The 24372-nt window shown below is 70.4% G+C and carries 24 protein-coding genes and 1 riboswitch; of the genes, 12 read left to right on the top strand and 12 right to left on the bottom strand.

All coding sequences use genetic code 11. The features are described 5' to 3' along the window. The first annotated feature begins 104 nt into the window (after positions 1-104). The 3 genes from ACFOW8_RS27150 (at position 105) to ACFOW8_RS27140 (ending at position 3121) form a co-directional block, all read left to right on the top strand. The gene (locus ACFOW8_RS27150) at positions 105-857 is read left to right on the top strand and encodes an SDR family NAD(P)-dependent oxidoreductase (protein ID WP_378554383.1); all 753 of its coding nucleotides are present in this window, start codon (positions 105-107) and stop codon (positions 855-857) included. Next, a complete protein-coding gene (gene cbiE / locus ACFOW8_RS27145) occupies positions 836-2083 on the top strand; it encodes a precorrin-6y C5,15-methyltransferase (decarboxylating) subunit CbiE (protein WP_378554382.1) in 1248 nt (415 codons plus the stop codon). Before ACFOW8_RS27150 ends, cbiE begins: the two co-directional genes overlap by 22 nt. 285 nt (positions 2084-2368) lie before the next feature. Next, positions 2369-3121, top strand: coding sequence for a cobalt-precorrin-6A reductase (locus tag ACFOW8_RS27140; RefSeq protein WP_378554696.1), 753 nt, complete (start codon positions 2369-2371; stop codon positions 3119-3121). Positions 3122-3171: 50 nt separating this feature from the next. Here the strand turns inward: ACFOW8_RS27140 and ACFOW8_RS27135 are convergent, their stop codons facing one another. From ACFOW8_RS27135 to ACFOW8_RS27120, 4 genes are all read right to left on the bottom strand, one after another. Continuing rightward, complete coding sequence (locus ACFOW8_RS27135; RefSeq protein ID WP_378554381.1) at positions 3172-3711, bottom strand: PadR family transcriptional regulator; 540 nt, start codon at positions 3709-3711, stop codon at positions 3172-3174. Positions 3712-3799: 88 nt separating this feature from the next. After that, a complete protein-coding gene (cobJ, locus tag ACFOW8_RS27130) occupies positions 3800-5374 on the bottom strand; it encodes a precorrin-3B C(17)-methyltransferase (protein ID WP_378554695.1) in 1575 nt (524 codons plus the stop codon). Between the two features lie 5 nt (positions 5375-5379). Further along, positions 5380-6015: a precorrin-8X methylmutase gene (locus ACFOW8_RS27125; protein WP_378554380.1), complete on the bottom strand. Its 636-nt coding sequence runs from the start codon at positions 6013-6015 to the stop codon at positions 5380-5382. Positions 6016-6064: 49 nt separating this feature from the next. Next, positions 6065-6502, bottom strand: coding sequence for an Lrp/AsnC family transcriptional regulator (locus ACFOW8_RS27120; protein ID WP_378554694.1), 438 nt, complete (start codon positions 6500-6502; stop codon positions 6065-6067). Positions 6503-6638: 136 nt separating this feature from the next. Here ACFOW8_RS27120 and ddaH point away from each other — a divergent pair, with 136 nt between their 5' ends. Continuing rightward, on the top strand, positions 6639-7520 hold the full coding sequence (gene ddaH / locus ACFOW8_RS27115; RefSeq protein WP_378554379.1) for a dimethylargininase: 882 nt from the start codon (positions 6639-6641) through the stop codon (positions 7518-7520). Positions 7521-7583: 63 nt separating this feature from the next. Here ddaH and ACFOW8_RS27110 read toward each other — a convergent pair whose 3' ends face one another. Continuing rightward, positions 7584-7808 carry a hypothetical protein gene (locus tag ACFOW8_RS27110; protein WP_378554378.1) on the bottom strand — a complete coding sequence of 75 codons (225 nt, stop codon included), beginning with the start codon at positions 7806-7808 and terminating at the stop codon, positions 7584-7586. 51 nt (positions 7809-7859) lie between these two features. Next, positions 7860-9155, bottom strand: a complete 1296-nt coding sequence (cobG, locus tag ACFOW8_RS27105) for a precorrin-3B synthase (protein WP_378554377.1) — start codon at positions 9153-9155, stop codon at positions 7860-7862. Between the two features lie 105 nt (positions 9156-9260). Here cobG and ACFOW8_RS27100 point away from each other — a divergent pair, with 105 nt between their 5' ends. From ACFOW8_RS27100 to cobN, 5 genes are all read left to right on the top strand, one after another. After that, positions 9261-9608, top strand: coding sequence for a VOC family protein (locus ACFOW8_RS27100; protein WP_378554376.1), 348 nt, complete (start codon positions 9261-9263; stop codon positions 9606-9608). 104 nt (positions 9609-9712) lie between these two features. Further along, positions 9713-10381: a hypothetical protein gene (locus ACFOW8_RS27095; RefSeq protein ID WP_378554375.1), complete on the top strand. Its 669-nt coding sequence runs from the start codon at positions 9713-9715 to the stop codon at positions 10379-10381. A 38-nt stretch (positions 10382-10419) separates the two neighbouring features. Next, the gene (locus ACFOW8_RS27090; RefSeq protein ID WP_378554374.1) at positions 10420-11877 is read left to right on the top strand and encodes a DNA polymerase III subunit beta family protein; all 1458 of its coding nucleotides are present in this window, start codon (positions 10420-10422) and stop codon (positions 11875-11877) included. A 54-nt stretch (positions 11878-11931) separates the two neighbouring features. Continuing rightward, positions 11932-12420, top strand: coding sequence for a hypothetical protein (locus ACFOW8_RS27085; protein WP_378554373.1), 489 nt, complete (start codon positions 11932-11934; stop codon positions 12418-12420). A gap of 78 nt (positions 12421-12498) precedes the next feature. Continuing rightward, a riboswitch (cobalamin riboswitch) is annotated at positions 12499-12598 on the top strand. Positions 12599-12633: 35 nt separating this feature from the next. Further along, on the top strand, positions 12634-16332 hold the full coding sequence (gene cobN / locus ACFOW8_RS27080) for a cobaltochelatase subunit CobN (protein ID WP_378554372.1): 3699 nt from the start codon (positions 12634-12636) through the stop codon (positions 16330-16332). Positions 16333-16337: 5 nt separating this feature from the next. On the opposite strand, the gene ACFOW8_RS27075 is transcribed toward cobN, so the two are convergent. Together ACFOW8_RS27075 and ACFOW8_RS27070 are read right to left on the bottom strand one after the other, a co-directional pair. Further along, on the bottom strand, positions 16338-16676 hold the full coding sequence (locus tag ACFOW8_RS27075; protein ID WP_378554371.1) for a hypothetical protein: 339 nt from the start codon (positions 16674-16676) through the stop codon (positions 16338-16340). A 174-nt stretch (positions 16677-16850) separates the two neighbouring features. Next, on the bottom strand, positions 16851-17309 hold the full coding sequence (locus ACFOW8_RS27070) for a hypothetical protein (RefSeq protein WP_378554370.1): 459 nt from the start codon (positions 17307-17309) through the stop codon (positions 16851-16853). A 130-nt stretch (positions 17310-17439) separates the two neighbouring features. Here ACFOW8_RS27070 and ACFOW8_RS27065 point away from each other — a divergent pair, with 130 nt between their 5' ends. Then, a complete protein-coding gene (locus ACFOW8_RS27065; protein WP_378554369.1) occupies positions 17440-18288 on the top strand; it encodes an NAD-dependent protein deacetylase in 849 nt (282 codons plus the stop codon). Positions 18289-18464: 176 nt separating this feature from the next. Beyond that, entirely contained in the window at positions 18465-20873 is a 2409-nt protein-coding gene (locus tag ACFOW8_RS27060; protein ID WP_378554368.1) for an MFS transporter, read from the top strand. Between the two features lies 1 nt (position 20874). Here ACFOW8_RS27060 and ACFOW8_RS27055 read toward each other — a convergent pair whose 3' ends face one another. Further along, positions 20875-21402, bottom strand: a complete 528-nt coding sequence (locus ACFOW8_RS27055; protein WP_378554367.1) for a hypothetical protein — start codon at positions 21400-21402, stop codon at positions 20875-20877. 199 nt (positions 21403-21601) lie between these two features. Next, the gene (locus ACFOW8_RS27050; RefSeq protein WP_378554693.1) at positions 21602-21793 is read right to left on the bottom strand and encodes a winged helix-turn-helix transcriptional regulator; all 192 of its coding nucleotides are present in this window, start codon (positions 21791-21793) and stop codon (positions 21602-21604) included. A gap of 174 nt (positions 21794-21967) precedes the next feature. Here ACFOW8_RS27050 and ACFOW8_RS27045 point away from each other — a divergent pair, with 174 nt between their 5' ends. Then, positions 21968-22198 carry a hypothetical protein gene (locus ACFOW8_RS27045; protein ID WP_378554366.1) on the top strand — a complete coding sequence of 77 codons (231 nt, stop codon included), beginning with the start codon at positions 21968-21970 and terminating at the stop codon, positions 22196-22198. 88 nt (positions 22199-22286) lie between these two features. Here the strand turns inward: ACFOW8_RS27045 and dmpG are convergent, their stop codons facing one another. Beyond that, the gene (gene dmpG, locus ACFOW8_RS27040) at positions 22287-23324 is read right to left on the bottom strand and encodes a 4-hydroxy-2-oxovalerate aldolase (protein WP_378554365.1); all 1038 of its coding nucleotides are present in this window, start codon (positions 23322-23324) and stop codon (positions 22287-22289) included. A 55-nt stretch (positions 23325-23379) separates the two neighbouring features. Beyond that, positions 23380-24300 carry an acetaldehyde dehydrogenase (acetylating) gene (locus tag ACFOW8_RS27035; RefSeq protein WP_378554364.1) on the bottom strand — a complete coding sequence of 307 codons (921 nt, stop codon included), beginning with the start codon at positions 24298-24300 and terminating at the stop codon, positions 23380-23382. Positions 24301-24372: the final 72 nt, after the last annotated feature.

The following is a 24372-nucleotide window of genomic DNA, read 5'->3' as shown; positions in this document are numbered from 1 at the left end:
CACCCCGGAGACTCATCGGCCAGGTGACCGGTGGCCGCGGGTGTCGTCGAGTCCGGTGCCGGGGACGGCGTTTTGGTGTCGTGCCGGGATGACAGACTGGGCGCATGGGTACGCAGACGGGTGATGGACCGGTCCTTGTCCTCGGTGGGCGCAGCGAGATCGGGCTCGAGGTCGCGCGCAGGCTGGCGCCGGGCCGGGTGGTGGTGCTGGCTGCCCGCCGCGCCGAGGCGCTGACCGCGGAGGTCGAGCAGATCCGCGCGGTAGGCGCCACCGCCGTGCACACGGTGGAGTTCGACGCCGACGACACCGCCGCCCATGCCCCGCTGCTGGAGAAGATCGCGGCCGAGCACGGTGGGATCGGCACCGCCGTGCTCGCCTTCGGTGTGCTCGGTGATCAGGCCCGCGCCGAACAGGACCCGGCGCACGCCGTCGCCGTCGTCCACACCGACTATGTCGCGCAGGTCAGCGTGCTGACGACAGTGGCGAACCTGCTGCGCGCCCAGGGCAGCGGCCAGATCGTGGTGTTCGGTTCGATCGCCGGGGTGCGGGTGCGCCGCGCGAACTACGTCTACGGGTCGGCGAAAGCCGGGCTCGACGGGTTCGCCTCCGGTCTCGGGGACGCGCTGCACGGCACCGGTGTGCAGCTGCTGCTCGTGCGACCGGGTTTCGTCATCGGCAGGATGACCACCGGCATGGACCCGGCGCCGATGTCGAGCACGCCGGGTCAGGTCGCCGACGCGGTCGTGCGTGGCCTGCGCAACGGCGCCACTCGGGTCGCGGTGCCGGGCAGGCTGGTACTGATGTTCGTGGTCATGCGGCTGGTGCCGCGCGCGGTGTGGCGCCGGATGCCGCGGTGACGGCCCGGCCTGGGGCACCGATCGTCGTCGTCGGCATCGGGGCCGACGGCTGGTCCGGGCTCGGGCAGGCCGCGCGGACGGCGCTCGGGGAGTGCGAGGTGGTGTTCGGCTCGCCGCGTCAACTGGCCTTGCTCGCCACCGGTGCCGCGGAGCGGGTGGCCTGGCCGAGCCCGCTGCTACCCGCGCTCGACACCCTGTTCGCCCGGTACGCGGCCCACCGCATCGGTGTCGTCGCCAGCGGCGACCCCATGTTCTTCGGCATCGGCGCCACTCTGGCCCGCCGCTTCGGCGCCGCCGCCCTCCGGGTGTTCCCGCAGCCGTCCTCGGCCTCGCTGGCCTGCGCTCGGCTCGGCTGGCCATTGGCCCAGACTCCGGTGGTGAGTGTGGTTGCCCGGCCATTGCCGACGGTGCTGCCCGAGCTCGCCGACGGCCACCGCCTGCTGGTCCTCAGCGAGGACGAGACCACTCCAGCGCTGCTGGCGCGGCTGCTGAGCGAACACGGTTTCGGTCCCTCCCGGCTGACGGTCCTCGAACAGCTCGGTGGTCCCACCGAGAACCGGCGCACCGGTAGCGCGGCCGACTGGTCACACCCGCCCGGCGATCCGCTCAATGTCATCGCCGTGACCTGCGTGGCGGCCGCCGGATCCCGCCGCGACACCCGCATGCCCGGCCTGGCCGACACCGCCTTCGCCGGCGACGGCCAGCTCACCAAGGCCGAGGTCAGGGCACTCACCGTGACCGCGCTCGCCCCCGCGCCGGGCGAACTGCTGTGGGATGTGGGCGGCGGATCGGGCAGCATCGCCATCGAATGGTGCCGCACGCATTCCCGCTGCCGCGCGGTCACCTTCGAACGTCTGCCCGAACGCCGCGCGCAGATCGCCGTCAATGCCACTTCCCTCGGCGTCCCGGGAATAACGATCCGTGGCGAAGTGCGCTCGGAGTTTGCCGACATGGAATTGCCGGCGCCGGACGCGATATTTCTCGGCGGTGGACTCACCCAGGACGGAGTTTTCGACCAGTGCTGGGACCGGCTGCGACCGGGCGGACGGTTCGTCGCCAACGCCGTCACCGCCGAATCGGAAGCGCGGCTGCTGGAGTGGGCTCGGCGGCACGGCGGGGCACTGCGGAAATTCCAGATCTACCGGGGTGAACCGCTCGGTGGGTTCACCGCATGGCGGCCCCAGTTGCCGGTCGCACAATGGGTCGCGGCAAAACCCGCTGGTTGACGCTGTGGCGCCGGTCGGCGCGATCACGGAAATATCACGCGCAGATCACGACCGATCCGTCGTCGCAGGCTCGGCAACCCGGCCGACATCACGAACCGAACGTGTATGGCGAGTGACCCAGGGGTATGGTCGTGGCCGTTCCGGGTGATCCCCCGGTTCGTTGTTGTCCATGACGGGGAGTTACATGAAATACTCGAGATTCGCCACACCCGCGGCGCATGGCGGGCGCGACCCCGGTGGCCCGGCACCGCTCGGTGCGGGCCCGTGCGATGTCGGTGGGCAGCCCTGAGAGTCCTGATACTCGGCGGCACGGGCGAGGCGCGGGAGCTGGCCCGGATCGCGGCGGGCGAGCGAGGGTTCGACATCGTGTCCTCGCTCGCGGGCCGGGTCACCCATCCTCGGCTGCCCGTCGGTCCGGTGCGCATCGGTGGGTTCGGTGGTGTCGAGGGCCTCCGAACCTGGTTGCGCGAGAACGCGATCGACGCCGTCGTCGACGCCACCCACCCGTTCGCCGCGCAGGTCAGCGCGCACGCGGCGGCCGCAGCCGCCGATCTGGGCCTGCCCGCGCTGCATCTGCGCAGGCCCGAGTGGGCGCGGTGCCCCGGCGACCGGTGGACGCGCGTGCCCGATACGGTGGCGGCGGCGGCCGCGCTGGCCACGCACGGTGAGCGGGTGCTGCTGACCATCGGCAGGCAGGGCGTCGCCGCGTTCGCGGACTGCGCCGGGCACCGATTCGTCATCCGCTCGATCGACGCACCGACGGGTCCGCTGCCGCCGCGCTACGAACTCCTGCTGGCTCGCGGGCCGTTCACCTTCGACGACGAACTGGTACTGATGTCGCGGCACCGGATCGACGTGCTGGTCACCAAGAACAGTGGTGGGCCGCAGACCGAGGCGAAGATCCTCGCCGCGCGCACCGCCGGACTGCCGGTGGTGATGATCGACCGACCGCCGCTGCCACCGGGCGCGCAGACGGTCGGCGAGGTCACGGACGCGCTCGACTGGCTCCGGGCCCGTGCGCGACAGCGGGTGCCCTAGGCTCGGTGCCCGCGTCGCGACGGGCATCTCCGCCAGGCGCCGGGGCGGGACTAGCTCGGCGTCGCGGCGAAGATTCCGGGTAGCCGGTCGAACCATTGCAGGACCGCGCGCTCGTAGGCGATACCGAATTCGAGGGTGGCGCGCTGGTGTGGGGCGAGTGCGGTCGGGTCCTCGTCGAGGTAGTGGTCGAGGCGGGTCTGGTGGATGTCCTTGTTGGCGGCGATGATCCGGTCCCGGTGGGCGGGGTCGAGGTGCTCGCCGAAGGACAGTGTGAGCAGCAGTGGGACCCGGATCGTCTCGGCACCGGGATCGCGGGCGATCCACTCCGCGAACGCCGCGCGCCCCGTATCGGTGATCCGATAGGGGGTGCGTTCCCGCGCACCGCGCTCACCCTTGGTGACCAGACCCGCGGTGTCCATGCTGGACAGCTCGCGATACACCTGGCTCTGGGTGATGGTCCAGAAGTCGCCGATGCGATGCTGGGCCTGGGTGGCCAGGTCCCAGCCCGACATCGGACCTTCGTGCAGGAACCCCAGCAGCGAGGCCGCGGTGGAGTTCAGCGGGCGTCGTCGGGTCACGGTGTCGGTCAACGGTCGGCTCCCTTCGAACGATCTTCCTAAGTGGAATATACGCCCGGGGCCGCCGGGGCACCAAGCAACGACGGTCGCGGCGTGTTCGCTAGCCGCCGTAGCGACGGGAGGTGAACACCCTGGTCCCGTCGGCGGTGTCGAACGCGGTGGTGGTGGAGGCGCCGATGATGAGCAGGGTGCGCATGTCGACCTCGCTCGCGTCGAGCTCGCCGAGGCTGGTGACCCGCACCGATTCGGTGGGGCCGCCGACGTCGCGGCCCAGCACCACCGGGGTCTCCGGCGCGCGGTGTGCCAGCAGGAGCTCGCGCATCGCGTCGACCTGCCAGCGTCGTTGCGAGGAGGCCGGATTGTAGATCGCGATCGCCATATCGGCTGCCGCCACCGCCGTCAGGCGCTGGGCGACCACGTCCCACGGCTTGAGCCGGTCCGACAGCGAGATCATCGCGTAGTCGTGTCCGAGCGGCGCGCCGACCCGGCTGGCGACGGCGTTCGCGGCGGTCATACCGGGCAGCACGCGCACCGGGACATCCTTGAACTGTGGTTCCGCGGAGACCTCGAGCACCGCGGCGGCCATCGCGAACACGCCGGGATCGCCGGAGGAGACCACCGCCACCCGCGCGCCGCGTCTGGCCAGGTCGAGGGCCATGGCGGCCCGCTCGGACTCGACCTTGTTGTCACTGGCGTGCCTGCGCTGACCCAGCCGCTCGGGGACGCGGTCGACATAGGTGGTGTAGCCGACCAGATCGGTCGCCTCGGCCAGTGCGGCGGTGACCTGCGGGGTGGTCCACGCGGTGTCGCCGGGACCGAGCCCGACCACGACGACCTCGCCCGGCATTTCATCCGCCGTCTGCGCGACCGCCGGGGTCGTTGCCCGCGGTCCGGTCGTGTTCTCTTCCGTCGGCGTGGCACTGCCGGAACCGTGTCCGATGCGGATCGGGGTGGTCGGGGTCGGGCCCGGCACGATGGTGATGGCGAAGTAGGGCACCTCGGATTCGTCGACGTCGGCGGCCGCGAGCACCCGTTGCCTTGTGCTGCTCGCCCGTTCCACGTAGTAGGCGTCGGCGAGCCGACCGGAGTCCGAGAGCGCTTGGCGCACACCGGGATAAGTGCGGCCGAGCTTCATGATGGCGGCGGCGTCGGTGTCGCGCAACCGGGCGGTGAGCTCGTCGACGGGCATCGTGCCCGGCAGCACGGTGAGGACCTGTTCACCTTCGACCAGCGGCGTGCCGAGCGCCGCGGACGCCGCGCTCACCGAGGTGATACCGGGGACGATCTCGGCCTCGAACCGGTCGGCGAGGCGCCGGTGCATGTGCATGTAGGAGCTGTAGAACAGGGGGTCGCCCGCGGCGAGCAGGGCGACTGTGCGCCCGGCCGCCAGATGGGTCGCGAGGCGGGCCGCGGCCTGCTCGTAGAACTCGTCGATGGCGCCCTGGTAGCCGCCGGGATGGTCGGTGGTCTCGGTGGTCACCGGATACACCAGGTGTTCCTCGAGTTGGCCCGCCCGCAGATACGGTGCCGCGATGCCGCGCGAGATGCTGCGCCCGTGCCGCGCGCTGTGGAAAGCCACCACATCGGCCTCGGCGATGAGGCGGGCCGCCTTCACCGTCACCAGTTCGGGATCGCCGGGGCCGAGGCCGATGCCCCACAGTTTGCCAGTGCTGATCTCACTCACTCCTGTTCGCTCGCGATCGCGTTCAGCGCCGAGGCGGTGATCGCGCTGCCGCCGCGCCGTCCCCGCACGGTCAGGTACTCGATCCCCCCGTACTCGATCAGCGCCTGCTTGGACTCGGCAGCGCCGATGAAACCGACCGGGATGCCGATGATCGCGGCGGGTCGCGGCGCGCCGTCGTCGAGCATGTCGAGCAGGTGGAACAGCGCGGTCGGCGCGTTGCCGATGGCGACGACGGCACCGTCGAGTCGATCGCGCAGCAGTTCCAGTGCCGCCACCGACCTGGTGTTGCCCAGGCGTTCGGCCAGCTCGGGTACCCGCGGATCGGCGAGGTTGCACAACACCGGGTTGTCCGCGGGCAAGCGCTTGCGGGTGACGCCGGAGGCCACCATGTTCGCGTCGCACAGAATCGGTTTGCCCGCGCGGAGTGCGGTCCGCGCGGCGGCGACCACACCGGGGGAGTAGGCGATATCGCCGGCCAGATCGACCTGTCCGCAGCCGTGGATCATCCGCACCGCCACCCGCTCGACATCGGCGGGGAATCCGGCCAGGTCGGCTTCGGCGCGAATGGTCGCGAACGAGCGCCGATAGATCTCGGCCCCGTCGGTGAGGTAGCTGGCACGCACGTCGGACATGCGGTCAACCCTAGAACGCGGTCGCGGGGCGTCCGGCGCCGCGGGTGGTTCAGGTGCGCGGCCGTTCCAGGATGCGCGACATCACCAGCGAACTGCGGGTGCGTCCGACGCGCGCGTTCTCCCTGATCCGCTCCACCGTCACCTCGATCTCGGCCATATCGGTGGCCATCACGTGGACCAGCGCGTCGGCCTCGCCCGCGATGGTCCACACGCCGACGATCTGCGGAATCGGTTCCAGCGTGCGGCGCAATTCGGCGGGGGAGATGTTGTCGCGGTAGTAGACCTCCACGTACGCCTCGGTGATCCAGCCGAGCGCCGCGGGATTGACCTGGGCGGTGAACCCGGTGATCTGGCCGCTGGCCACCATCTTGTCCACCCGCCGCTTCACCGCGGGCGCCGAAAGGCCGACGACGGTCCCGATGTCGGCGAACGAGGCGCGGGCGTGGATGAGCAGTTCGGCCAGGATGCGGCGATCGATGTCGTCCATGCGTGCCTCTCGACGTTCCTGCAACGAATCTCCATTCTGGCACCGGAACGCGCAACGAATCGGTGTTCCCGGTGCAACGCGCGTCCGTTTACCGTCGGTGAGACCTGATCGCCCGCGCAGCCACCGGGAGTCCGAGATGACCGCCGCAGCCCGTCTCCGTGCCAACGCCCCGCTCGCCGCCGGGGTGCATGCACGGGTCGCCACCCCACGCCGTTACGTGATGTGCAGGCCCGACCACTTCGAGGTCGCCTACGCGATCAACCCCTGGATGGATCCGGCCGCTCCCGTCGACCGGGCGCGGGCGCTGGCCCAGTGGGAGATCCTGCGCGCGGTGCTGGAGGAGCACGGACACACGGTGGAGACGGTGCCGGGTGCGCCGGGTCTGCCCGACATGGTGTTCGCCGCCAACAGCGGCATCGTCATCGGCGGACATGCCCTCTCGGCCCGCTTCGCCCACCCCGAACGCGCCGCCGAGGGGCCCGCCTTCCATGCCTGGTTCGCGGCCAGGGAGCTCCGCTCGCTGGCCGTGGCGAGCGAAACCAACGAGGGCGAGGGCGATTTCGCGTTCGCCGGGTCACGGATCCTGGCCGGTGCCGGCTTCCGCTGTTCGCTGTCGGCGCACGCGGAGGTCGAGCGGTATTTCGACCTGCCGGTGGTGTCCCTCGAACTGGTCGACCCGCGCTTCTACCACCTCGACACCGCGCTGACGGTCCTCGACGACACCACCGTCGCCTACTACCCGCCCGCCTTCTCCCCGGCCGCGAGGGACACCCTCGCCGCGCTGTACCCGGACGCGATTCGCGCCGACGAGAACGATGCCGTGCGCTTCGGGCTCAACGCCGTCAGCGACGGCCACCACGTCTTCCTCGACCGGGGCGCGACGAACCTGATCGCCGCCGTCGGCGCTCGTGGTTTCACCCCGGTCCCGGTCGACATGTCCGAGCTCCGCAAGGGCGGCGGCGGTGTGAAGTGTTGCGTCCTGGAACTGCACACCCGCCGCGACACGACGGCGGCCTAGCCCGGACACGGCCGGCGTCCGTGTGTGTCCACCGAGGCGGACACACGCGGATGCCGATGCGGTTCACTCGAACTCGGTGCCGCCGTCACGCAGGAGGTACGCGTCGGAGACGATCTTGCCGATCGCGCGTCCGCCGAGCACGGGGGAGCGCCGTTCGATGACGGACCGCACGACCAGGCCCGCACGGAGGTTGGCGTCGGTGCCGTACATCTCACCGAACAGGCCGACCCGGTCCGCGTCCAGGGCGATGGCCAGTGCCGCGGCACGATCCGCTGACTCCGGGGACATCGGGCCGCGCGCGCATCCGGTGCGCGGGTCGTTCGCACCGGCGGCGACCGGTCAGCGATGGTCGGGTGGGGTGACCAGGTAGCCCTCGGTGGTGGCGACCACGTCGGTGACCGGGCCGGTCGGCCGACCGCAGCGGCGTTCGCAGCCCGACCAGTGCTGGCGGCCCGCCACGGTCACCGCCTCGGCCGGTACCGAGTTCTCGGCAGGTGGAGTCCGGTCGGTGACTGCGGTGGGGTCGACCTCGCCTCCGGTCCCGGAATCGTGTTCGGGCGAACTGCCGATGCCGGCGGCGGTGGGTGGGGTGGTGCCGTCGCCGGGGAGCACGCGCCCGGTGTCGACGGCGGCGGCGACATCGGCGCGCACGTCGGTGTGCGACTTGGCGCAGCCGGGTCTGCCCGCGCACGCGGTGACCTCGAGCCACGGTGCGGCGGCGTCGAAGATCAGGCCCATCGGGGCGAGGACCCGCACCACGGTCTCGGCGGGGCCCTCGTCGAGGTCGGTGAGAACGATACTGCGCCAGGGGGTGACGAAGACGGGCCGTTCGACCGCGGCGATGAACTCGGCGGTGCGGGCGGGCAGGAGCCCGAGCGGGACACCGGCACCGAGGCTGACGAGGCCGTTGTCCTGTTCCAGCCAGCCGATCGGGATGCCTTGTGCCGCACCGAGTTCCAGTGGCGCACCGGTGGGCGAGCGGTCGAGGATCTCGGTGACGCGCTCGGCGCCACCCGGTATCTCGTGCAGCCGCCACTGCCCGTCGGTGCCGGTGCCGCGCAGGTCGAGAAAGCCGTGTGCGGCCGCGAGCATGACCTCGACCGCCTCGTCCGCCGACACCCGCAGCCCGGTGTCGGTACCGGCGAGCAGCAGCGCGAACTCGTCGGCGCCAACGGCGTGGATCCCGATGTCGCCGCGCAGCACGCTCACGTCGCCGCGCCCGTCGTCGAGGGTGAACAGCACCCGCCCCGGCAAGTCGGCCAGCCGGGAATCGGCCAGCAGCCCGGTATCGAGACCGGCCGCGAGACCGTGCACATCGGCCCAACCCCCGACGCGTCCCGACAGCGGCGAGGCCACGATATTGCGTACCCGCTCGTGGCTCGGGCTCGGCAGCAGGCCCGCCGCGTCGAGCCGGGCCGCGAGGTCCTGGGCGTCGCGCACCTGCCGCAGCTGGATATTGCCGCGCGAGGTGAGTTCGAGCGCGCCGTTGCCGAGGTCGCGGGCCGCGTCCGCCAGTGTCTGCACCTGCGCCGGTGTCAGCCGCCCTCCCGGCACCCGGATGCGCGCCAGCGGACCGTCGGCCGCCTGATGCAGCCGCAGCACACCGGGACACGAATCGGGAGTACGCCTGGTCATGATCTGTCCAGCCTAACGATCGGCCCGGCGGTGAACCCCGTCGCGGGTACCCGGCGGGGCGTAGGGTCGGTGCTCGGTGTGCTCGCTCGTGAGGAGGAGATCTTGGTGGCCGTTCGTCGTGTCGTCCCGAATCTGCGTTCCGCGGCCTCGGACGACAATCGCGCGTTCTACGGACTTCTCGGTTTCGAGGAGGTGATGAACCACGGCTGGATCATGACGCTGGCCTCCCCGTCGGCGCCGGGAGCGCAGGTCAGCTTCATGGCCGCCGATCTGACCGCACCCGTCACTCCCGATCTGAGCGTCGAGGTCGACGATGTCGACGCGGCCTACGCCGCGGTGCTCGACAGCGGCGCCGAGATCGTCCACCCGTTGCGGGACGAGGAATGGGGTGTGCGCCGCTTCTTCGTCCGCGATCCGGACGGCCACGTCGTCAATGTCCTCGGTCATCGGTGAGGGATCGATGACCATGTCGGGTCCGGCGAACCAGGTGCCGGTCACCTAGGCTGGGTGGCGTCGTTTGGCCAGTTCCGCCTCCACCGACCGGAGAGGTCCGTCGCATGCTGCGTGAATTCGTCGACAAGCGGGTCGTGCCCGCACTGGACCGGGTCGCGCTCGCGCAGACCGACGTGGTCGGCCGGTATGTGGGGTGGCTCGAAGGTCGGAATCCCGGCGACGCGCCGGTGGACACGTTGCGGCGGCTGTCACGGCAGTATCTGGTGGTCGTCACCACCAGCGGGGCGCTGGTCGGGCTCACCGCCGCGGTTCCCGGTGTCGGGACCTTGCTCGGGCTCGCCGCCACCGGCGTCGACACCGTCGTGTTCCTCGAGGCCTCGTCCGTACTGTCGGTCGGAGCCGCCGCGGCCTACGATCTCGACGCCGACGATCCGCGCCGGACCCAGCTGGTGTCGAAGGTCGTGCTCGGCGGCGCGGGCACCACGCTGCTCGACGAGACCGCAGGGCACAAGACCGGGCAGTGGCTGGCCGTGGTCACCGACCACATCCCCGGCCTGGCGAGTATGCCGGACTCCCCGGCCAAGCGATTCATCGTCAACTACCTGGTCAAGCGCACGCTGCTGCTGTTCGGCACCCTGATCCCGGCCGGGATCGGCGCCGTCATCGGCGGTGTCGGAAACAACGCGCTCGGCCAGCTGGTCGTCGCCAACGTGTACCGCAACCTCGGCACCGGGTCACCGGAGATGGTCGCCGTAGGCACCGAGCGCGACTGACTTGACCTTCGAGCCGGTCGAACCCCGAGGATGAGCGGGTGCCCGAATCCGAGCTGCTCACCATCGGCGCGTTCGCCCGCTCCTGCGGGCTCAGCGCCAGCGCGCTGCGCTTCTACGCCGACGCCGGTGTTCTCGTCCCCGCCGTCGTCGACGCCGAGACCGGCTACCGCTACTACGCCCCCGGCCAGACCGCCACCGCGCAGCTGATCCGGCGCCTGCGCGCGGCCGACATGCCATTGCCCGCTGTCGCCGCGGTGCTGGCCGAACCAGACCCGGCCCGCGCCGCCGCCCTCCTCGACACCCACCTCGCCGACCTCGACCGTCACCTCGACGGCCTCAGGGCCGCCGCCTGCGCCGCTCGCGGCGCATTGGGATCCGTACCGGTGGGCGAGGTCCGGTCCGCCGAGATCGCTGCCTCCGCCGCGATGCCGGGACAGCGGTTGTCGGCGGCTCGGGACGCGCTGCGTGCTGGACCGGTGGCTGCCATCCGGTCCGTCGAGGTCGCGGATACCGCCGACGAGGCCGGACAACCGTCGTCGGCTCGCAGGGGCGCGGTGGATGCGGCGCGACTCGGCGGGCCCGCTGTGGCGGGCGGTGCGGCGTCGGCGGTGACCGAGGCGGGCGATCGTGGAATCGATGACCGATCGGATACCGGTGCGGTCGTGCGGATCAGTGGCCCCGCGCTGGCGGCGGCACTCGACCAGGTCGCCACCGCCACGGTGCCGGACCCGGAACTGCCGGTGCTCAACAGCATTCACCTCGAATCCGCCGCCCCGGATCTGATCCTCACCGCCACCGACCGCTACCGCCTCGCCATCCGGACCCTGCGCCCGGCCCGGCCGTCGACCACCGCGTGGACGGCCGTCATCGATGCCGATGAGCTGCGCGCGTGCACTCCCTGGCTGCGTCGCAGCTTCCTCGTCGACCTGCGCCCCATCGCGACCGGACTCGAGATCGCCCCTGTGACAACGCCCCCCACCGGCGACGCGGCGCCGGACACCGGAATTCGCCCGTCCGGCGATGGTGAGCCGCGCCCGATCGATACCCCGACCGGCCGGGTCGGCGCTGTGGACGGAATGGCGCGGGTGCGGTCGTGTCGCCGCTCGGCCGAGCGATTCCCCGACGTCCGCGCGATGCTCGCCGTGATTCCCCCGGCCGTCACCAGGGTCGTCGTGCCACGGGCAGCCGTCCTGGACGCGCTCGAGCACTCCGGCGCACCGACCGTCGCACTGCACGCCGACCCGGTCGGCGAGCTACGCACGGTCGCGGCAGGCGATGCCCGGCTCATACCCGCCACGGTCACCGGCCCGCCGATGGCATTGCACTTCGCGGTGACGACCCTGTATCCCGCCGTCGCCACCGCGATCGGCCCCGACCTGATGATCGACCTCGTCGCCCCCGATCAGCCGACACGCCTCCGCTCCGCCGACGACGGCGACCTGCTCACCCTGGCCATGCCCTGCCGCCCCGAACCCACCGCGACATCGGGGCCGTAGCAGCGGGGCGACCGTCGAAGCCCCTCGAACGAACCACTCCCGAAAGGCACACCGATGACCAGCTCCGCCACCGACCACGTGATGGCCCGCATCACCGACGCCGTCACCGAATTCCGTTCGGGTGACACCGATTCCGCGCGCACCGCACTGGTCGCGCTGTGGGCCGAGCTCGGACCGGCGGGTGACCCGCTGCACCGCTGCGCCCTCGCCCACTACCTCGCCGACACCTACGACGATCCGGCCGAGGCCCTCGTCTGGGACCTGCGCGCGCTCGATGCCGCCGACGTCCTCACCGACACCCGGTTGCACGCCCACGACGCGAGCCTGCGGGTTGCCGGCTTCTACCCCTCGCTGCACCTCAACCTCGCCGACAACTTCCGCCGGCTCGGCTCGTTCCCCGCTGCCCGCCGCCACCTCGACGTGGCCGGCGAATCCCTGGGTACCCTCGCCGCCGACGACTACGGCGCCCTGATCCGCACCGCGGTCGCCGAGGTGACCGAGCTGGTCGCCGCTGGCGACACCACTCGTCGCCCGACCCACTGAGCTGCTCGATCCGCGACGGCGCACGACCGGCCGGTAACCCGGTGTGGGCTGGAAAGTTGCGGGCCGGAGGTGGACAGTACGATCGGGATGCTCGGCGGGCGTCGAGGAAACCGGTGCAATTCCGGTGCGGTCGCGCCACTGTGAACAGCCAGACCCTCTCCGGCGAGCAACCAACGACCCGATGGGCGCGTCACCCGAGGAAGGCCACACCCTGTGATCCTGCTGCTGTCCACCTCCGACACCGACCTGCTCAGCGCCCGTGCGAGCGGCGCCGACTACCGGTGGGGCAATCCGGCCCGGTTGCTGGTCGAGGATCTGCCGGAGCTGCTCGACGGCGCCGACCTGGTGATCGTGCGCATCCTCGGCGGCAAACGCGCCTGGGAGGACGGCCTGGACGCGGTGCGGGCCGGCGGGGTGCCGATGGTGGCCCTCGGCGGCGAGATCGCGCCCGACGCCGAACTGATGGAATGCTCCACCGTGCCGGTCGGTGTCGCCGCCGACGCGCACAACTACCTCGCGGCCGGTGGCGCGGGCAACCTGCGCGAGCTGCACCATTTCCTCTCGGACACGGTCCTTCTCACCGGCCACGGATTCGCCCCGCCGGTCGAACTGCCGACCTGGGGTGAGCTCGAGCGCTCGGCGCGCATTCTCGAACCGCACGCCCCCACCGTCGCCGTCGTGTATTACCGGGCCCAGCACCTGGCCGGCAACACCGACTACATCGACGCGCTGTGCACCGCGATCGAGGCGAAGGGCGCCCGCGCGCTGCCCGTCTACTGCGCCTCGCTGCGCACCGCCGAACCCGAGCTGCTCGCGCTGCTCGGCCGGGCCGATGCCCTGGTGGTCACCGTGCTCGCCGCGGGCGGCAGCAAGCCGGCCACCGCCGCGGCGGGCGGCGACGACGAGGCCTGGGACGTGGCCGCCCTCGCCGCCCTCGACGTGCCGATCCTGCAGGGTCTGTGCCTGACCAGTGGTCGCGCCCAGTGGGAGGCCAACGACGACGGGCTGTCCCCGCTCGATGTCGCCACCCAGGTGGCGGTGCCGGAGTTCGACGGCCGCATCATCACGGTGCCGTTCTCGTTCAAGGAATTCGACGCCGACGGCCTGTCCACCTATGTGCCCGATCCGGAGCGCGCGGCCCGCGTGGCGGGCATCGCCGTGCGGCACGCGCGGCTGCGGCACATTCCGGCCGCGGACAAGCGCCTGGCGATCATGCTGTCGGCCTACCCGACCAAGCACGCCCGCATCGGCAACGCCGTCGGCCTCGACACCCCGGCCAGCGCCATCCGGCTGCTCACCGAACTGCGCTCGGCCGGATACGATCTCGGCGAACCCGGCGAGATCCCCGGCCTCGACGACGCCGACGGCGACGCGCTCATCCACGCGCTGATCGCGGCGGGCGGCCAGGATCCCGACTGGCTCAGCGCCGAACAGCTCGAAGGCAATCCGATCCGGATCGGCGCCACCACCTACACCCGCTGGTTCGAGTCGCTGCCGGAGGACCTGCGCGAAGCGGTTGTCGACGCGTGGGGTCCGCCGCCGGGCGAGCTGTATGTCGACCGATCATCCGATCCGGCGGGCGAGATCGTCATCGCCGCACTGCGTTTCGGCAACGTCGTGCTGATGGTGCAGCCGCCGCGCGGGTTCGGCGAGAACCCCGTCGCCATCTACCACGACCCCGATCTGCCGCCGAGTCACCACTACCTGGCGGCCTACCGCTGGCTGTCGGCCCCCGACGGGTTCGGCGCCGACGTCATGGTGCATCTCGGCAAGCACGGCAACCTGGAGTGGCTGCCCGGCAAGACTCTCGGCATGTCGGCCTCCTGCGGCACCGACGCCGCGCTCGGCGACCTGCCGCTGATCTACCCGTTCCTGGTCAACGATCCCGGCGAGGGCACCCAGGCCAAGCGCCGCGCCCACGCCACCCTGGTCGACCACCTGATCCCGCCGATGGCGCGCGCGGAGACCTACGGCGACATCTCCCGCCTCGAACAGCTCCTGGACGAGCACGCCAATATCTCCGCCCTCGACCCGGCCAAGCTGCCAGCCATCCGCCAGCAGATCTGGACGCTCATGCGCGCGGCGAAGATGGACCACGATCTCGGGCTGGCCGAACGGCCCGACGAGGACGTCTTCGACGACATGCTGCTGCACGTCGACGGCTGGCTGTGCGAGATCAAGGATGTGCAGATCCGAGACGGGCTGCACATCCTCGGCCAGGCGCCGACAGGCGAGATGGAACTGGACCTGGTGCTGGCCATGCTGCGCGCCCGCCAGCTGTGGGGCGGCGAACAGAACGTACCCGGTCTGCGGGAAGCGCTGGGGCTCAGCGAATCCGGTGACGAGGCACGGGCGCGCGTCGATGTGGTGGAAGCCCGCGCGCGCGAACTGCTCGGTGCGTTGCAGGCCGAGAACTGGTCGGTGGCCGCGGTCGACGAGCTGGTGAACGACTTCGCCACCGCGATTCTCGCCGGCGGAGTGGACGATTCGTCCCAGGGGGCGGACGGCGGGATCGTCACCGACCCCGGTGGCGCTTCGGCGGCGGGTGGCGTCGTGGTGAGCGAGCGCCTGGCAACGGTGCGCACCGTGCTGCGGTTCGCCGCGACCGAGGTCGTGCCGCGCCTGCGCGAGACCAGCGTGGAGATCGCTCGCGTCCTGCACGCCCTCAACGGCGGCTTCGTCCCCGCCGGCCCCAGTGGATCACCCCTGCGCGGGCTGATCAATGTGTTGCCCACCGGTCGCAACTTCTACTCCGTCGACCCGAAGGCGGTGCCGTCGCGGCTGGCCTGGGAGACCGGTCAGGCGATGGCGGAGTCGCTGCTGGCGAGATACCTGGCCGATCACGGCGAGTACCCGAAGTCGGTGGGCCTGTCGGTGTGGGGCACCTCCGCCATGCGGACCTCCGGTGACGACATCGCCGAAGTGCTGGCACTGCTGGGTGTGCGCCCGGTGTGGGACGAGGCCAGCCGTCGGGTCACCTCGTTGGAGGTGGTCTCGCTCGATGAGCTCGGGCGTCCGCGCATCGACGTGACAGTCCGCATCTCCGGCTTCTTCCGCGACGCCTTCCCCCACGTGCTGGCCCTGCTCGACGACGCGGTCCGCCTGGTCGCCGACCTCGACGAGCCCGCCGAGTCCAATTACGTGCGCGCGCACAGCCAGTCGGATCTGGCCGAACACGGCGACGCCCGCCGCGCCACCACCCGCATCTTCGGCTCCAAGCCGGGCACCTACGGCGCCGGGCTGCTGCAGCTCATCGATTCCAAGAGCTGGCGCACCGACGACGACCTCGCCCAGGTGTACACCACCTGGGGCGGGTACGCCTACGGCCGCGACCTCGACGGTGCCCCCGCGGCCGACGACATGCGCTCCGCCTACCGGCGTATCGCGGTGGCCGCCAAGAACACCGACACCAGGGAACACGACATCGCCGACTCCGACGACTACTTCCAGTACCACGGTGGCATGGTCGCCACGGTCCGCGCGCTGACCGGCAAGAACCCCGAGGCCTACATCGGCGACTCCACCCGCCCCGACGCCGTGCGCACCCGCACCCTGTCGGAGGAGACCGCCCGCGTGTTCCGCGCCCGCGTGGTGAACCCGCGCTGGCTCGAGGCGATGCGCCGCCACGGCTACAAGGGCGCCTTCGAGATGGCCGCCACCGTCGACTACCTGTTCGGCTACGACGCCACCACCGATGTGGTCGCCGACTGGATGTACGAGAAGCTCACCGAGAGCTACGTGTTCGACGACGTGAACCGCAAGTTCATGGAGCAGTCCAACCCGTGGGCGCTGCACGGCATCGCCGAGCGGCTGCTCGAGGCGGCCGAGCGGAAGCTGTGGGCGCAGCCGGAGCCGGAGACGCTGGACAAGCTGCGTCAGGTGTATCTCGAGACCGAGGGTGAGCTGGAGTAGTCGCGTTACGCCGGATCCAGCCCGGTGAACGCCAACCCGACAGTGGTCGCGCACAGCACGGCCCCGGTCGCGGTGGTGCTCAGCAGGTAGCCGAGGGCGATCGACCGAGCGGCGGGTACCCACGCGAGCAGCAGGGTAGGGGTCAGCACGGCGGCCAGGGTAAGGGCCCAGCTGAGCCAGTACGAGGTCTGGATCGGTTCGATCCTGGCGAACGCGATGGTCCGCGGCACCGGTACCGACCAGGCGTTCTGGACCGCGAAAGTCGCCGGAACCAGCACGAAGACGGCCACGAACAGGCCGGCCGCCACACCCCATCCCGCCCGCCACCTGACCTGCCCGGCCATCACACCCACCTTCCACCACACCCGGCTCCGACGCGCCCCATGCTGCCTCGAGCGCGGCGCCACCGGCGGCAACCACATGCCGTGTCCCGACTCGTCCTGTGACGAATACCGGTCGGGCTTCTCCGGTGTGCCCGCGCGTGGGCGCCCGTGCCGGTGGCCCGTGCCGACCAGCGGCTATCCGGCCGTGGCCAGGGTGACGATCAGTTCGTCGGCCATCGACTCGGCCTTCACCATGCCGTCGCCGAGATACAGGGTCGCCGCGCGCGGCCTGCCGTCGGGCAGCGGGAGCACCGAGACCGCGTCGACCCGGCGACCGGTGAGCCGGTCGTACGGCGGTTCGTCGGTGACGTCGAAGGCGGTGTATTTGCCCGACTCGGCGACATACTCGATGTTCACCGGGTCGACCAGCGGTTCGAAGGGATCCCGCCACGGCGCCGCGCCGATCCGGAGTTCCGCACCGTCGACACCGGCGTCGAGCAGCAGCGTCGTCCCGTCATGGAAGGTGAACTCGATCGGGCCCTCGCTGCGGTCGACCTCGTCACCGAGGACGTAGAACATCCGGCGGACGGCGATGATGGTGCCGTCGACGGCGGCATTGAGGGCGGCGCGGCCGTGCTCGTCGGTGTCGGACAACGGTTTTCCCCTGGTGGTCGGTCTCCGAGCGGATGAGCTATCTTGTCGTCGGCAGGTGGTGCCGCGCAACTCCGACCGGCGTGTTCGCCCCGCGCCGGACCGTCCGGTGGCTCCCTCGTACAGTGGATCCATGGTGGATGCTCGCCACGACCCGGTGGCGCGCGCGGCCGATCTGCTGGCCGGGCGCCGGATCGCGGTGATCACCGGCGCCGGGCTGAGCACCGACAGCGGCATCCCCGACTACCGCGGCCCCGCCTCGCCCGCGCGAACCCCGATGACCTACCAGCAGTTCGTCGGCGACGCCGTGTTCCGGCAGCGGTATTGGGCCCGCAACCACCTCGGCTGGCGGCGGATGGACGCCGCGCGCCCCAACCCCGGCCACCGCGCGCTGGCCCGGCTCGAGCACGCCGGGGTGGTCTCCGGCGTGATCACCCAGAACGTGGACCTGCTGCACACCAAGGCGGGCGCGCGGCGGGTGATCGACCTGCACGGTACCTACGCTCGGGTGTGCTGTCTCGGCTGCCAGGCACTGATCTCCCGGATGACCCTCGCCGAACAGCTGGAAGCGGCGAATCCCGGTTTCGCCGAACAGGTTTGCGGGACCACCGGCATCGAAGTCGCCCCAGACGCCGACGCCGTAGTGACCGATACCGCGCGATTCCGCATGCTCGACTGCGCCGCCTGCGGCGGCATGCTGAAACCGGACATCGTCTACTTCGGCGAAACCGTCCCACCCGACCGTGTGGCCGCTGCCTTCGACCTGGTCGAGACCGCGCAGGCGCTGCTGGTGGCAGGGTCGTCGCTGACGGTGATGTCGGGCCTGCGCTTCGTGCGACGCGCCGCGAAAAACGGCGTGCCGGTGGTCATCGTGAACCGGGGCGCGACCCGCGGCGACGACCTGGCCCTGCTCCGCATCGACGCGGGCTGCTCGGAGACCCTGAGCGCACTGGCCGATCGACTCACCACCGGTGCGAAATGATGGGTCACTTGATCCCTCGGTGACGGCGCCGGATCCGACGTGGGTAAGCTCGGCGCACCAGTGCATGAAGAGTTCCACCCGCGGCGCAAAGCTTTCCTCGCAGCGGGGTTGCCGGCCCTTGTGTGGGCCGCGTGATCGACCCCCACTTGCCAGCCGATCAGAACCAGGGCTTTTCGATGACCGATACCGCTGTTGCCGAACCACGCCTCACGCACCGCCAGACCTTGACGATCCTGTCCGGCCTGCTCCTCGGGGTGTTCCTGGCCGCGCTCGACCAGAACATCGTCAGCGTCGCGATCGTGCGGATCGCGAACAGTCTCGACGGCTTCGACGAACAGGCATGGGCGACAACGGCATACCTGATCACCGCCACGGTCACCACCCCGCTGTACGGCAAGCTCGCCGACATCTACGGGCGCAAACCGTTCTATCTGCTGGCGATCGCGTTGTTCGTGCTCGGCTCGGCCGCCTGCTGTTTCGCGACCACCATGTACGAGCTGGCCGCCGCCCGCGCCTTCCAGGGCCTCGGCGCGGGCGGGTTGATGTCGTTGGCGTTCACCATCGTCGGTGATCTGGTGCCCGCTCGCGAACGAGTCCGCTACCAGGGCTATTTCCTGATGGTGTTCGGGATCGCGACGGTGCTCGGTCCGGTGGTCGGCGGGTTCCTCGCCGACTACGACACGCTCGGCGGGATCGAGGGCTGGCGCTGGGTGTTCCTGGTGAACGTGCCCGTCGGTGTGTTGGCGTTCCTGGTCGTCGGGAAGGTGCTCAACGTCGCGCATGTGCGCAGACAGAGCCGAATCGACTGGCTCGGGGCCGGTGCTCTCGTGCTGGCGGTGGTGCCCTTGCTGATCGTCGCCGAGCAGGGCCGCGGGTGGGGCTGGACCACGCCGAAGTCCCTGCTGTGCTACGGGATCGGCGCGGGTGGGCTGCTGCTGTTCCTGGTGATCGAGTTCGTCATGAAGGACGCCGCGTTGATCCCCTTGCGGCTGTTCCGCAGCCGCACGTTCACCATCGCCATTCTCGGCGGGTTCCTCGTCGGTGTCGCGATGTTCGGCGCGATCACCATGGTGCCGCAGTATCTGCAGGTGGTGCGGGGTTACTCGCCGACCGAGGCGGGGTTGCTCATGCTGCCGCTGGTGCTCGGCATCATGGTCGGCGCGCAGCTGTCGGGCCTGATCACCAAGGCCACCGGCCGCTACAAGGTGCTGCCGGTGCTCGGCGCGCTCATCCTCGCCCTCGGCTGCGCCCTGTTCGCGCACGTGAGCTACGACGGGCCGCTGTGGCAGCCGCTGGCCTTCAGCGCGATCATCGGCTTCGGTCTCGGCGGCTGCATGCAGACACTGATCATCGCCGCCCAGAATGCCGTGCCGAGCTCCGAGATGGGAGTGTCGACCGCCTCGGCGACCTTCTTCCGCCAGCTCGGCGGCACCCTCGGTGTCGCGGTGTTCCTCACCGTGCTGTTCGACCGGCTGCCCGGGTCGATCCTGTCCGCGTTCGGCGGCACCATGCCGCCGGGGCTGGACGAGGCGGGACTGGCTGCGCTGCAACAGAACACCTCCGGGATCACCGCGCTCGCCGACGAGCTGCGAATCCCGGTGCTGCAGGGCTTCACCGACGCCATGCAGGGCGTGTTCCTGCTGGCCGCCGATCTGGCGGTGGTGGCGTGCCTGGTGCTGGTGTTCATGAAAGAGATTCCGCTGCGCGACGATCCGCCGCCGGAGACCACGGACGACGGGACGCTGCTGCGCGATGTGAGCCTGCACGACGCGACCGAGATGGCGGGCAGGCTGCATCCCACCGCCACCGGGCGGGTCATCGCCGGGCTGCTGCGCCGCGACGACGACCGTCCCGTCCCCGCGGCCACCCTCACCCTCATCGACCAGCACGGGCGCCAGGTGGCGCGCGGGGACGGCGACTCCGACGGCGCCTATGTGATCGAGGCACCGGAACCGGGAAACTACGTGCTCATCGCCGCCGCGGTGGGACACCAGCCGGAAGCGGTGAGCGTGTCCATGGGGGAGCGGGCACTGCACGTTGACCTCATGCTGACCGGGGCGGGCGAGCTCACCGGCATCGTGCGCTCGGCGCGCCGCGGTGAACCGCTGCTCGGCGCGACGGTCACCCTCACCGACTCCGGCGGCGATGTGGTCGGCGCCGCGATCACCGGCGAGGACGGCGCGTACGTCTGCCGGGACGTGGTGAGCGGGACCTACACCCTGGTCGCGGTCGCCGACCACATGCGCCCGGCCGCCGTCGCGCTCACCATCCCCGACACCGGCTCGCTGCACCACGACATCGATCTCGAGCCGATGGCCATGCTCGTCGGTTCCGCCTGGGCTGACGGCGAGCGGCCCGTCGCCGACGTCCAGATCACCGTGCTCGACGCGGGCGGCGATCCGGCCGCCACCACCCGAACCGACGCCACCGGCCGCTACCTGGTCCCCGACCTGCCCGAAGGCGAATACACCATCGTCGCCCGCGGCTACCCACCGGTGGCGAGCCAGGTATCGGTGACCCGCGGCGAGATCTCCCACGACGTGACCCTCGGCTACGACTCCGAGGAGTCCGTGCACCACCGGTGAATCAGGGTGTGCGCCCGGCCGTGAGTTCGGCGTCGAGGAGGATTCGGCGGCGATAGGTCCGCAGGGCCGCGGTCACCGCGAACACGGCAGTGAGCGCACCCATCAGGATGCGGATCGAGTGGGCGACTTCGATCTCGCGAACGGTGCGGTTGAGCTCCTCGACGGTGTAGCGGTCGCGGTCGTCGAACAGAATCGTCCAGCGTTCCCACAGGTACAGCATCGACAACAGGAACATCCCCGACACGAGTGTCGTCAGCGAGGCCACCGTCCAGGCACGCGCGGTCCGCGACCACAGGCTCGCCGCGGTCGCCACCAGCGCGCTCAGCGTGAGCACCGCACCGAGCGGGCGCATCACACCGCCCACTGACACCGCCGCGGTGAACTCCTCCCCGAGGGCCAGCGAGTCCGGGATGTCGTGGAAGTAGTTCGGATACAGGAAGACCGTCTCCGAAATCATGGTGCAGAACACGAGTGTCGCCAGCACGGCGTACACGGTGGTCGCGGTCAATGAGATGCTGAGTTTCCGCATGGGAGCCCCCTGTTCGTCCGAAGTCCTCTGAATGTAGGTCGACGCCGAACTCGCCACATCGGGCCTCAACCCTGATCCGAGCCGGGGGCATCCCGCAGGCGACCCGGAGTCGGTGCAAGAACCCGATGCCCGCAATGCTGCTGGAACCGGTCCGAGGTAGTCGGCGTGATGTGCACCCGGCGGGGAGGCGGCAAGGGTGTTACCGCGCCGGCCGCCACGGGATTCGTCCGTTCCCGTCGCCGGCGGTGGTCCACTGTTCGGACCAATCCCACAGGGGTTGGAGGGCTTCGGCGAGGAGGGCGCCTTCGGTGGTGAGTTCGTAGGCGCCACGGGGGCCGTGCTTGCGGGTGAGGCCGGCGGCCTGAAGTTGCTGGAGGCGGTCCGAGAGCATACTCGACGAGCAGTTGCCCATGCGTCGTCGCAGGTCGAGGAAGCCGAGGGGCCAGGTTCGAGTTCCCAGATCACGCGCAGCATCCACCGCTGACCGAGCAGGTCGATCGCGGCGAGGATGGTGCCGGAGGGTTCGCTGTCACCCGCGGTTCGCGGCCGGGGTGCGCATGTTGTCGTGAACTACCGTGAGAAGCGCAAGCGGGCGCTGACCGTCGTGGACGCGATCGTCGGGGCAGGGGGCCGCGCCTCGGCGATCGGTGCGGACGTGTCCGATCCGGCGGCGGTGCGCGCGTTGGCGGACGAGATCGACCCTAGCCCTTCACATAGGCGCCGCCCAATTAGTCAATTGATCACCACGCTGTGGTGGCGGGACTTTTCCGCCGATGCAGCCACTACAGCGTGGTGATCAAATGACCAGATCTTGGGGGTGGTGATGGGCTACCGAAACGGCGTGACCTGGACGGTGGCGGGTCACGCCGTTTCCGGGGCCGCGGTCAGGAAGTGGTGGTGGCGGCTTCGCGTTGGAGTTCCAGGGCGATGTCGATGAGTTGGTCTTCTTGGCCGCCTACGAGTTTGCGTCGGCCTGCGCGGACGAGCATTTCGGCGGCTGAGACGTTGTAGCGTTCGGCTTGGCGTTCGGCGTGTTTCAGGAAGCTGGAGTAGACGCCTGCGTAGCCCATCATGAGCGACTGGCGGTCGAGCAGGCATTCCTGCGGCATGGCGGGGCGGACCACGTCTTCGGCGGCGTCGGCGATGGCGAAGAAGTCGATGCCGGTTTCGATGCCGAGTTTGTCGGCGACACCGACGAACGCCTCGACGGGGGTGTTGCCCGCGCCCGCACCGAAGCGGCGGGTGGAGCCGTCGATCTGGGTGGCGCCCGCGCGGACGGCGTAGACCGAATTGGCGACGGCGAGGCCGAGGTTCTCGTGGCCGTGGAAACCGACCTGGGCGTCGGTGCCGAGTTCGGCGGCCACCGCGCCGACGCGGTCGGAGACCTGTTCCAGGACAAGGGCTCCCGCGGAATCGACGATGTAGACGCATTGGCAGCCGGCGTCGGCCATGATCCTGGCTTGCTTCGCCAGCACCTCGGGCGGTTGGGTGTGCGACATCATGAGGAAGCCGACGGTTTCCAGGCCGAGGTCGCGGGCGTAACCGAAGTGCTGGATCGAGACGTCGGCCTCGGTGCAGTGGGTGGCGATGCGGCAGATGGACGCGCCGTTGTCCTGGGAGATCTTGATGTCTTCCTTCACGCCGACGCCTGGCAGCATGAGGAAGGCGATCTTGGCGTTGCGCGCGGTCTGTGCGGCGATGGTGATCAGTTCCTGCTCAGGGGTTTTCGAGAACCCGTAGTTGAAGGAGGAACCGCCGAGGCCGTCGCCGTGGGTGACCTCGATGACCGGGACGCCCGCACCGTCGAGTGCGGTGACGATGTCACGGACCTCGGTAGCGGTGAACTGGTGGCGTTTGTGGTGCGAGCCGTCGCGCAGCGAGGTGTCGGTGACCCGGACGTCGAGTTCGGGGGAGTAGGTCATGCGAGGTCTCCTTACGTGCGGCGGGTGTCCGGCGCCGAGGCGGGTGCTGGGGTGGTCACGACTGCGCAGGGATGCGGGCCGAGATGATCTGGTCGGCGAGGACGTCGCCCACGCGGGTGGCGGCGGCGGTCATGATGTCGAGGTTGCCCGCGTAGGGCGGCAGGAAGTCGCCTGCGCCTTCGACCTCGACGAAGATCGACACCTTCGCCATGCCGCCGGACACCACCGACGGGTCGTCGAACTGGGGGTCGTTGAGCAGCCGGTAGCCGGGCACGTATTCCTGGATCGACTTCTCCATGCGCAGGATGGACTCGGCGATGGCGTCGCGGTCGGCGTCCTCGGGGATAGCGCAGAAGATGGTGTCGCGCATGATCATCGGCGGCTCTGCGGGGTTGAGGATGATGATGGCCTTGCCGCGCTGGGCGCCGCCGATGGTTTCCACACCCTTGGAGGTGGTTTTGGTGAACTCATCGATATTGGCGCGGGTGCCGGGTCCGGCCGACACCGACGAGACCGAGGCCACGATCTCGGCGTAGGCCACCGGCACGACCCTGGAGACGGCCGCGACCATGGGGATGGTGGCCTGGCCGCCGCAGGTGATCATGTTGACGTTCGGTGCGTCGCGCAACGAGTCCAGGTTCACCGGCGGGATCACTGCCGGGCCGACCGCGGCGGGGGTGAGGTCGACGGCCCGGATTCCGGCGGCCTCGTATTCGGGTGCGTAGGCGCGGTGTACGTAGGCGGAGGTCGCCTCGAACAGCAGATCGGGTTTCTCGTCGAGGGCGAGCAGCCAGTCGGCGCCCTCGGCGGAGGTTTCCAGGCCGAGCCCACGTGCCCGCTTCAGCCCCTCGCTGTCGGGGTCGATGCCGATCATCCAGCGTGGCTCGATCTTGTCCGAGCGCAGCAGCTTGTACAGCAGGTCGGTGCTGATGTTGCCGGATCCGACGATCGCGGCGCTGACTTTCCCGTTGGACACGGTAGGCCTCCTCGAAACGGGCCGGCGGGGAACCGGCGGAAGAACTGGAGCGGAATCGCGGCAACGCTGCCG

This window comes from Nocardia rhizosphaerae, assembly GCF_042650365.1.
Lineage (GTDB): Bacteria > Actinomycetota > Actinomycetes > Mycobacteriales > Mycobacteriaceae > Nocardia > Nocardia rhizosphaerae.
Note: the sequence above shows the minus strand (reverse complement) of the source record. Positions and strands in the feature narration are given on the sequence as shown.

What these genes read in the sequence shown, in the direction of transcription:
- ACFOW8_RS27150 (WP_378554383.1), top strand. Translation starts at nt 105, where the DNA reads ATGGGTACGCAGACGGGTGATGGACCGGTCCTTGTCCTCGGTGGGCGC.
- ACFOW8_RS27125 (WP_378554380.1), bottom strand. Translation starts at nt 6,015, where the DNA reads ATGTCCGACGTGCGTGCCAGCTACCTCACCGACGGGGCCGAGATCTAT.
- ACFOW8_RS27120 (WP_378554694.1), bottom strand. Translation starts at nt 6,502, where the DNA reads ATGGACGACATCGATCGCCGCATCCTGGCCGAACTGCTCATCCACGCC.
- ddaH (WP_378554379.1), top strand. Translation starts at nt 6,639, where the DNA reads ATGACCGCCGCAGCCCGTCTCCGTGCCAACGCCCCGCTCGCCGCCGGG.
- ACFOW8_RS27110 (WP_378554378.1), bottom strand. Translation starts at nt 7,808, where the DNA reads ATGTCCCCGGAGTCAGCGGATCGTGCCGCGGCACTGGCCATCGCCCTG.
- cobG (WP_378554377.1), bottom strand. Translation starts at nt 9,155, where the DNA reads ATGACCAGGCGTACTCCCGATTCGTGTCCCGGTGTGCTGCGGCTGCAT.
- ACFOW8_RS27095 (WP_378554375.1), top strand. Translation starts at nt 9,713, where the DNA reads ATGCTGCGTGAATTCGTCGACAAGCGGGTCGTGCCCGCACTGGACCGG.
- ACFOW8_RS27085 (WP_378554373.1), top strand. Translation starts at nt 11,932, where the DNA reads ATGACCAGCTCCGCCACCGACCACGTGATGGCCCGCATCACCGACGCC.
- ACFOW8_RS27075 (WP_378554371.1), bottom strand. Translation starts at nt 16,676, where the DNA reads ATGGCCGGGCAGGTCAGGTGGCGGGCGGGATGGGGTGTGGCGGCCGGC.
- ACFOW8_RS27065 (WP_378554369.1), top strand. Translation starts at nt 17,440, where the DNA reads ATGGTGGATGCTCGCCACGACCCGGTGGCGCGCGCGGCCGATCTGCTG.
- ACFOW8_RS27060 (WP_378554368.1), top strand. Translation starts at nt 18,465, where the DNA reads ATGACCGATACCGCTGTTGCCGAACCACGCCTCACGCACCGCCAGACC.
- ACFOW8_RS27055 (WP_378554367.1), bottom strand. Translation starts at nt 21,402, where the DNA reads ATGCGGAAACTCAGCATCTCATTGACCGCGACCACCGTGTACGCCGTG.
- ACFOW8_RS27050 (WP_378554693.1), bottom strand. Translation starts at nt 21,793, where the DNA reads ATGCTCTCGGACCGCCTCCAGCAACTTCAGGCCGCCGGCCTCACCCGC.
- dmpG (WP_378554365.1), bottom strand. Translation starts at nt 23,324, where the DNA reads ATGACCTACTCCCCCGAACTCGACGTCCGGGTCACCGACACCTCGCTG.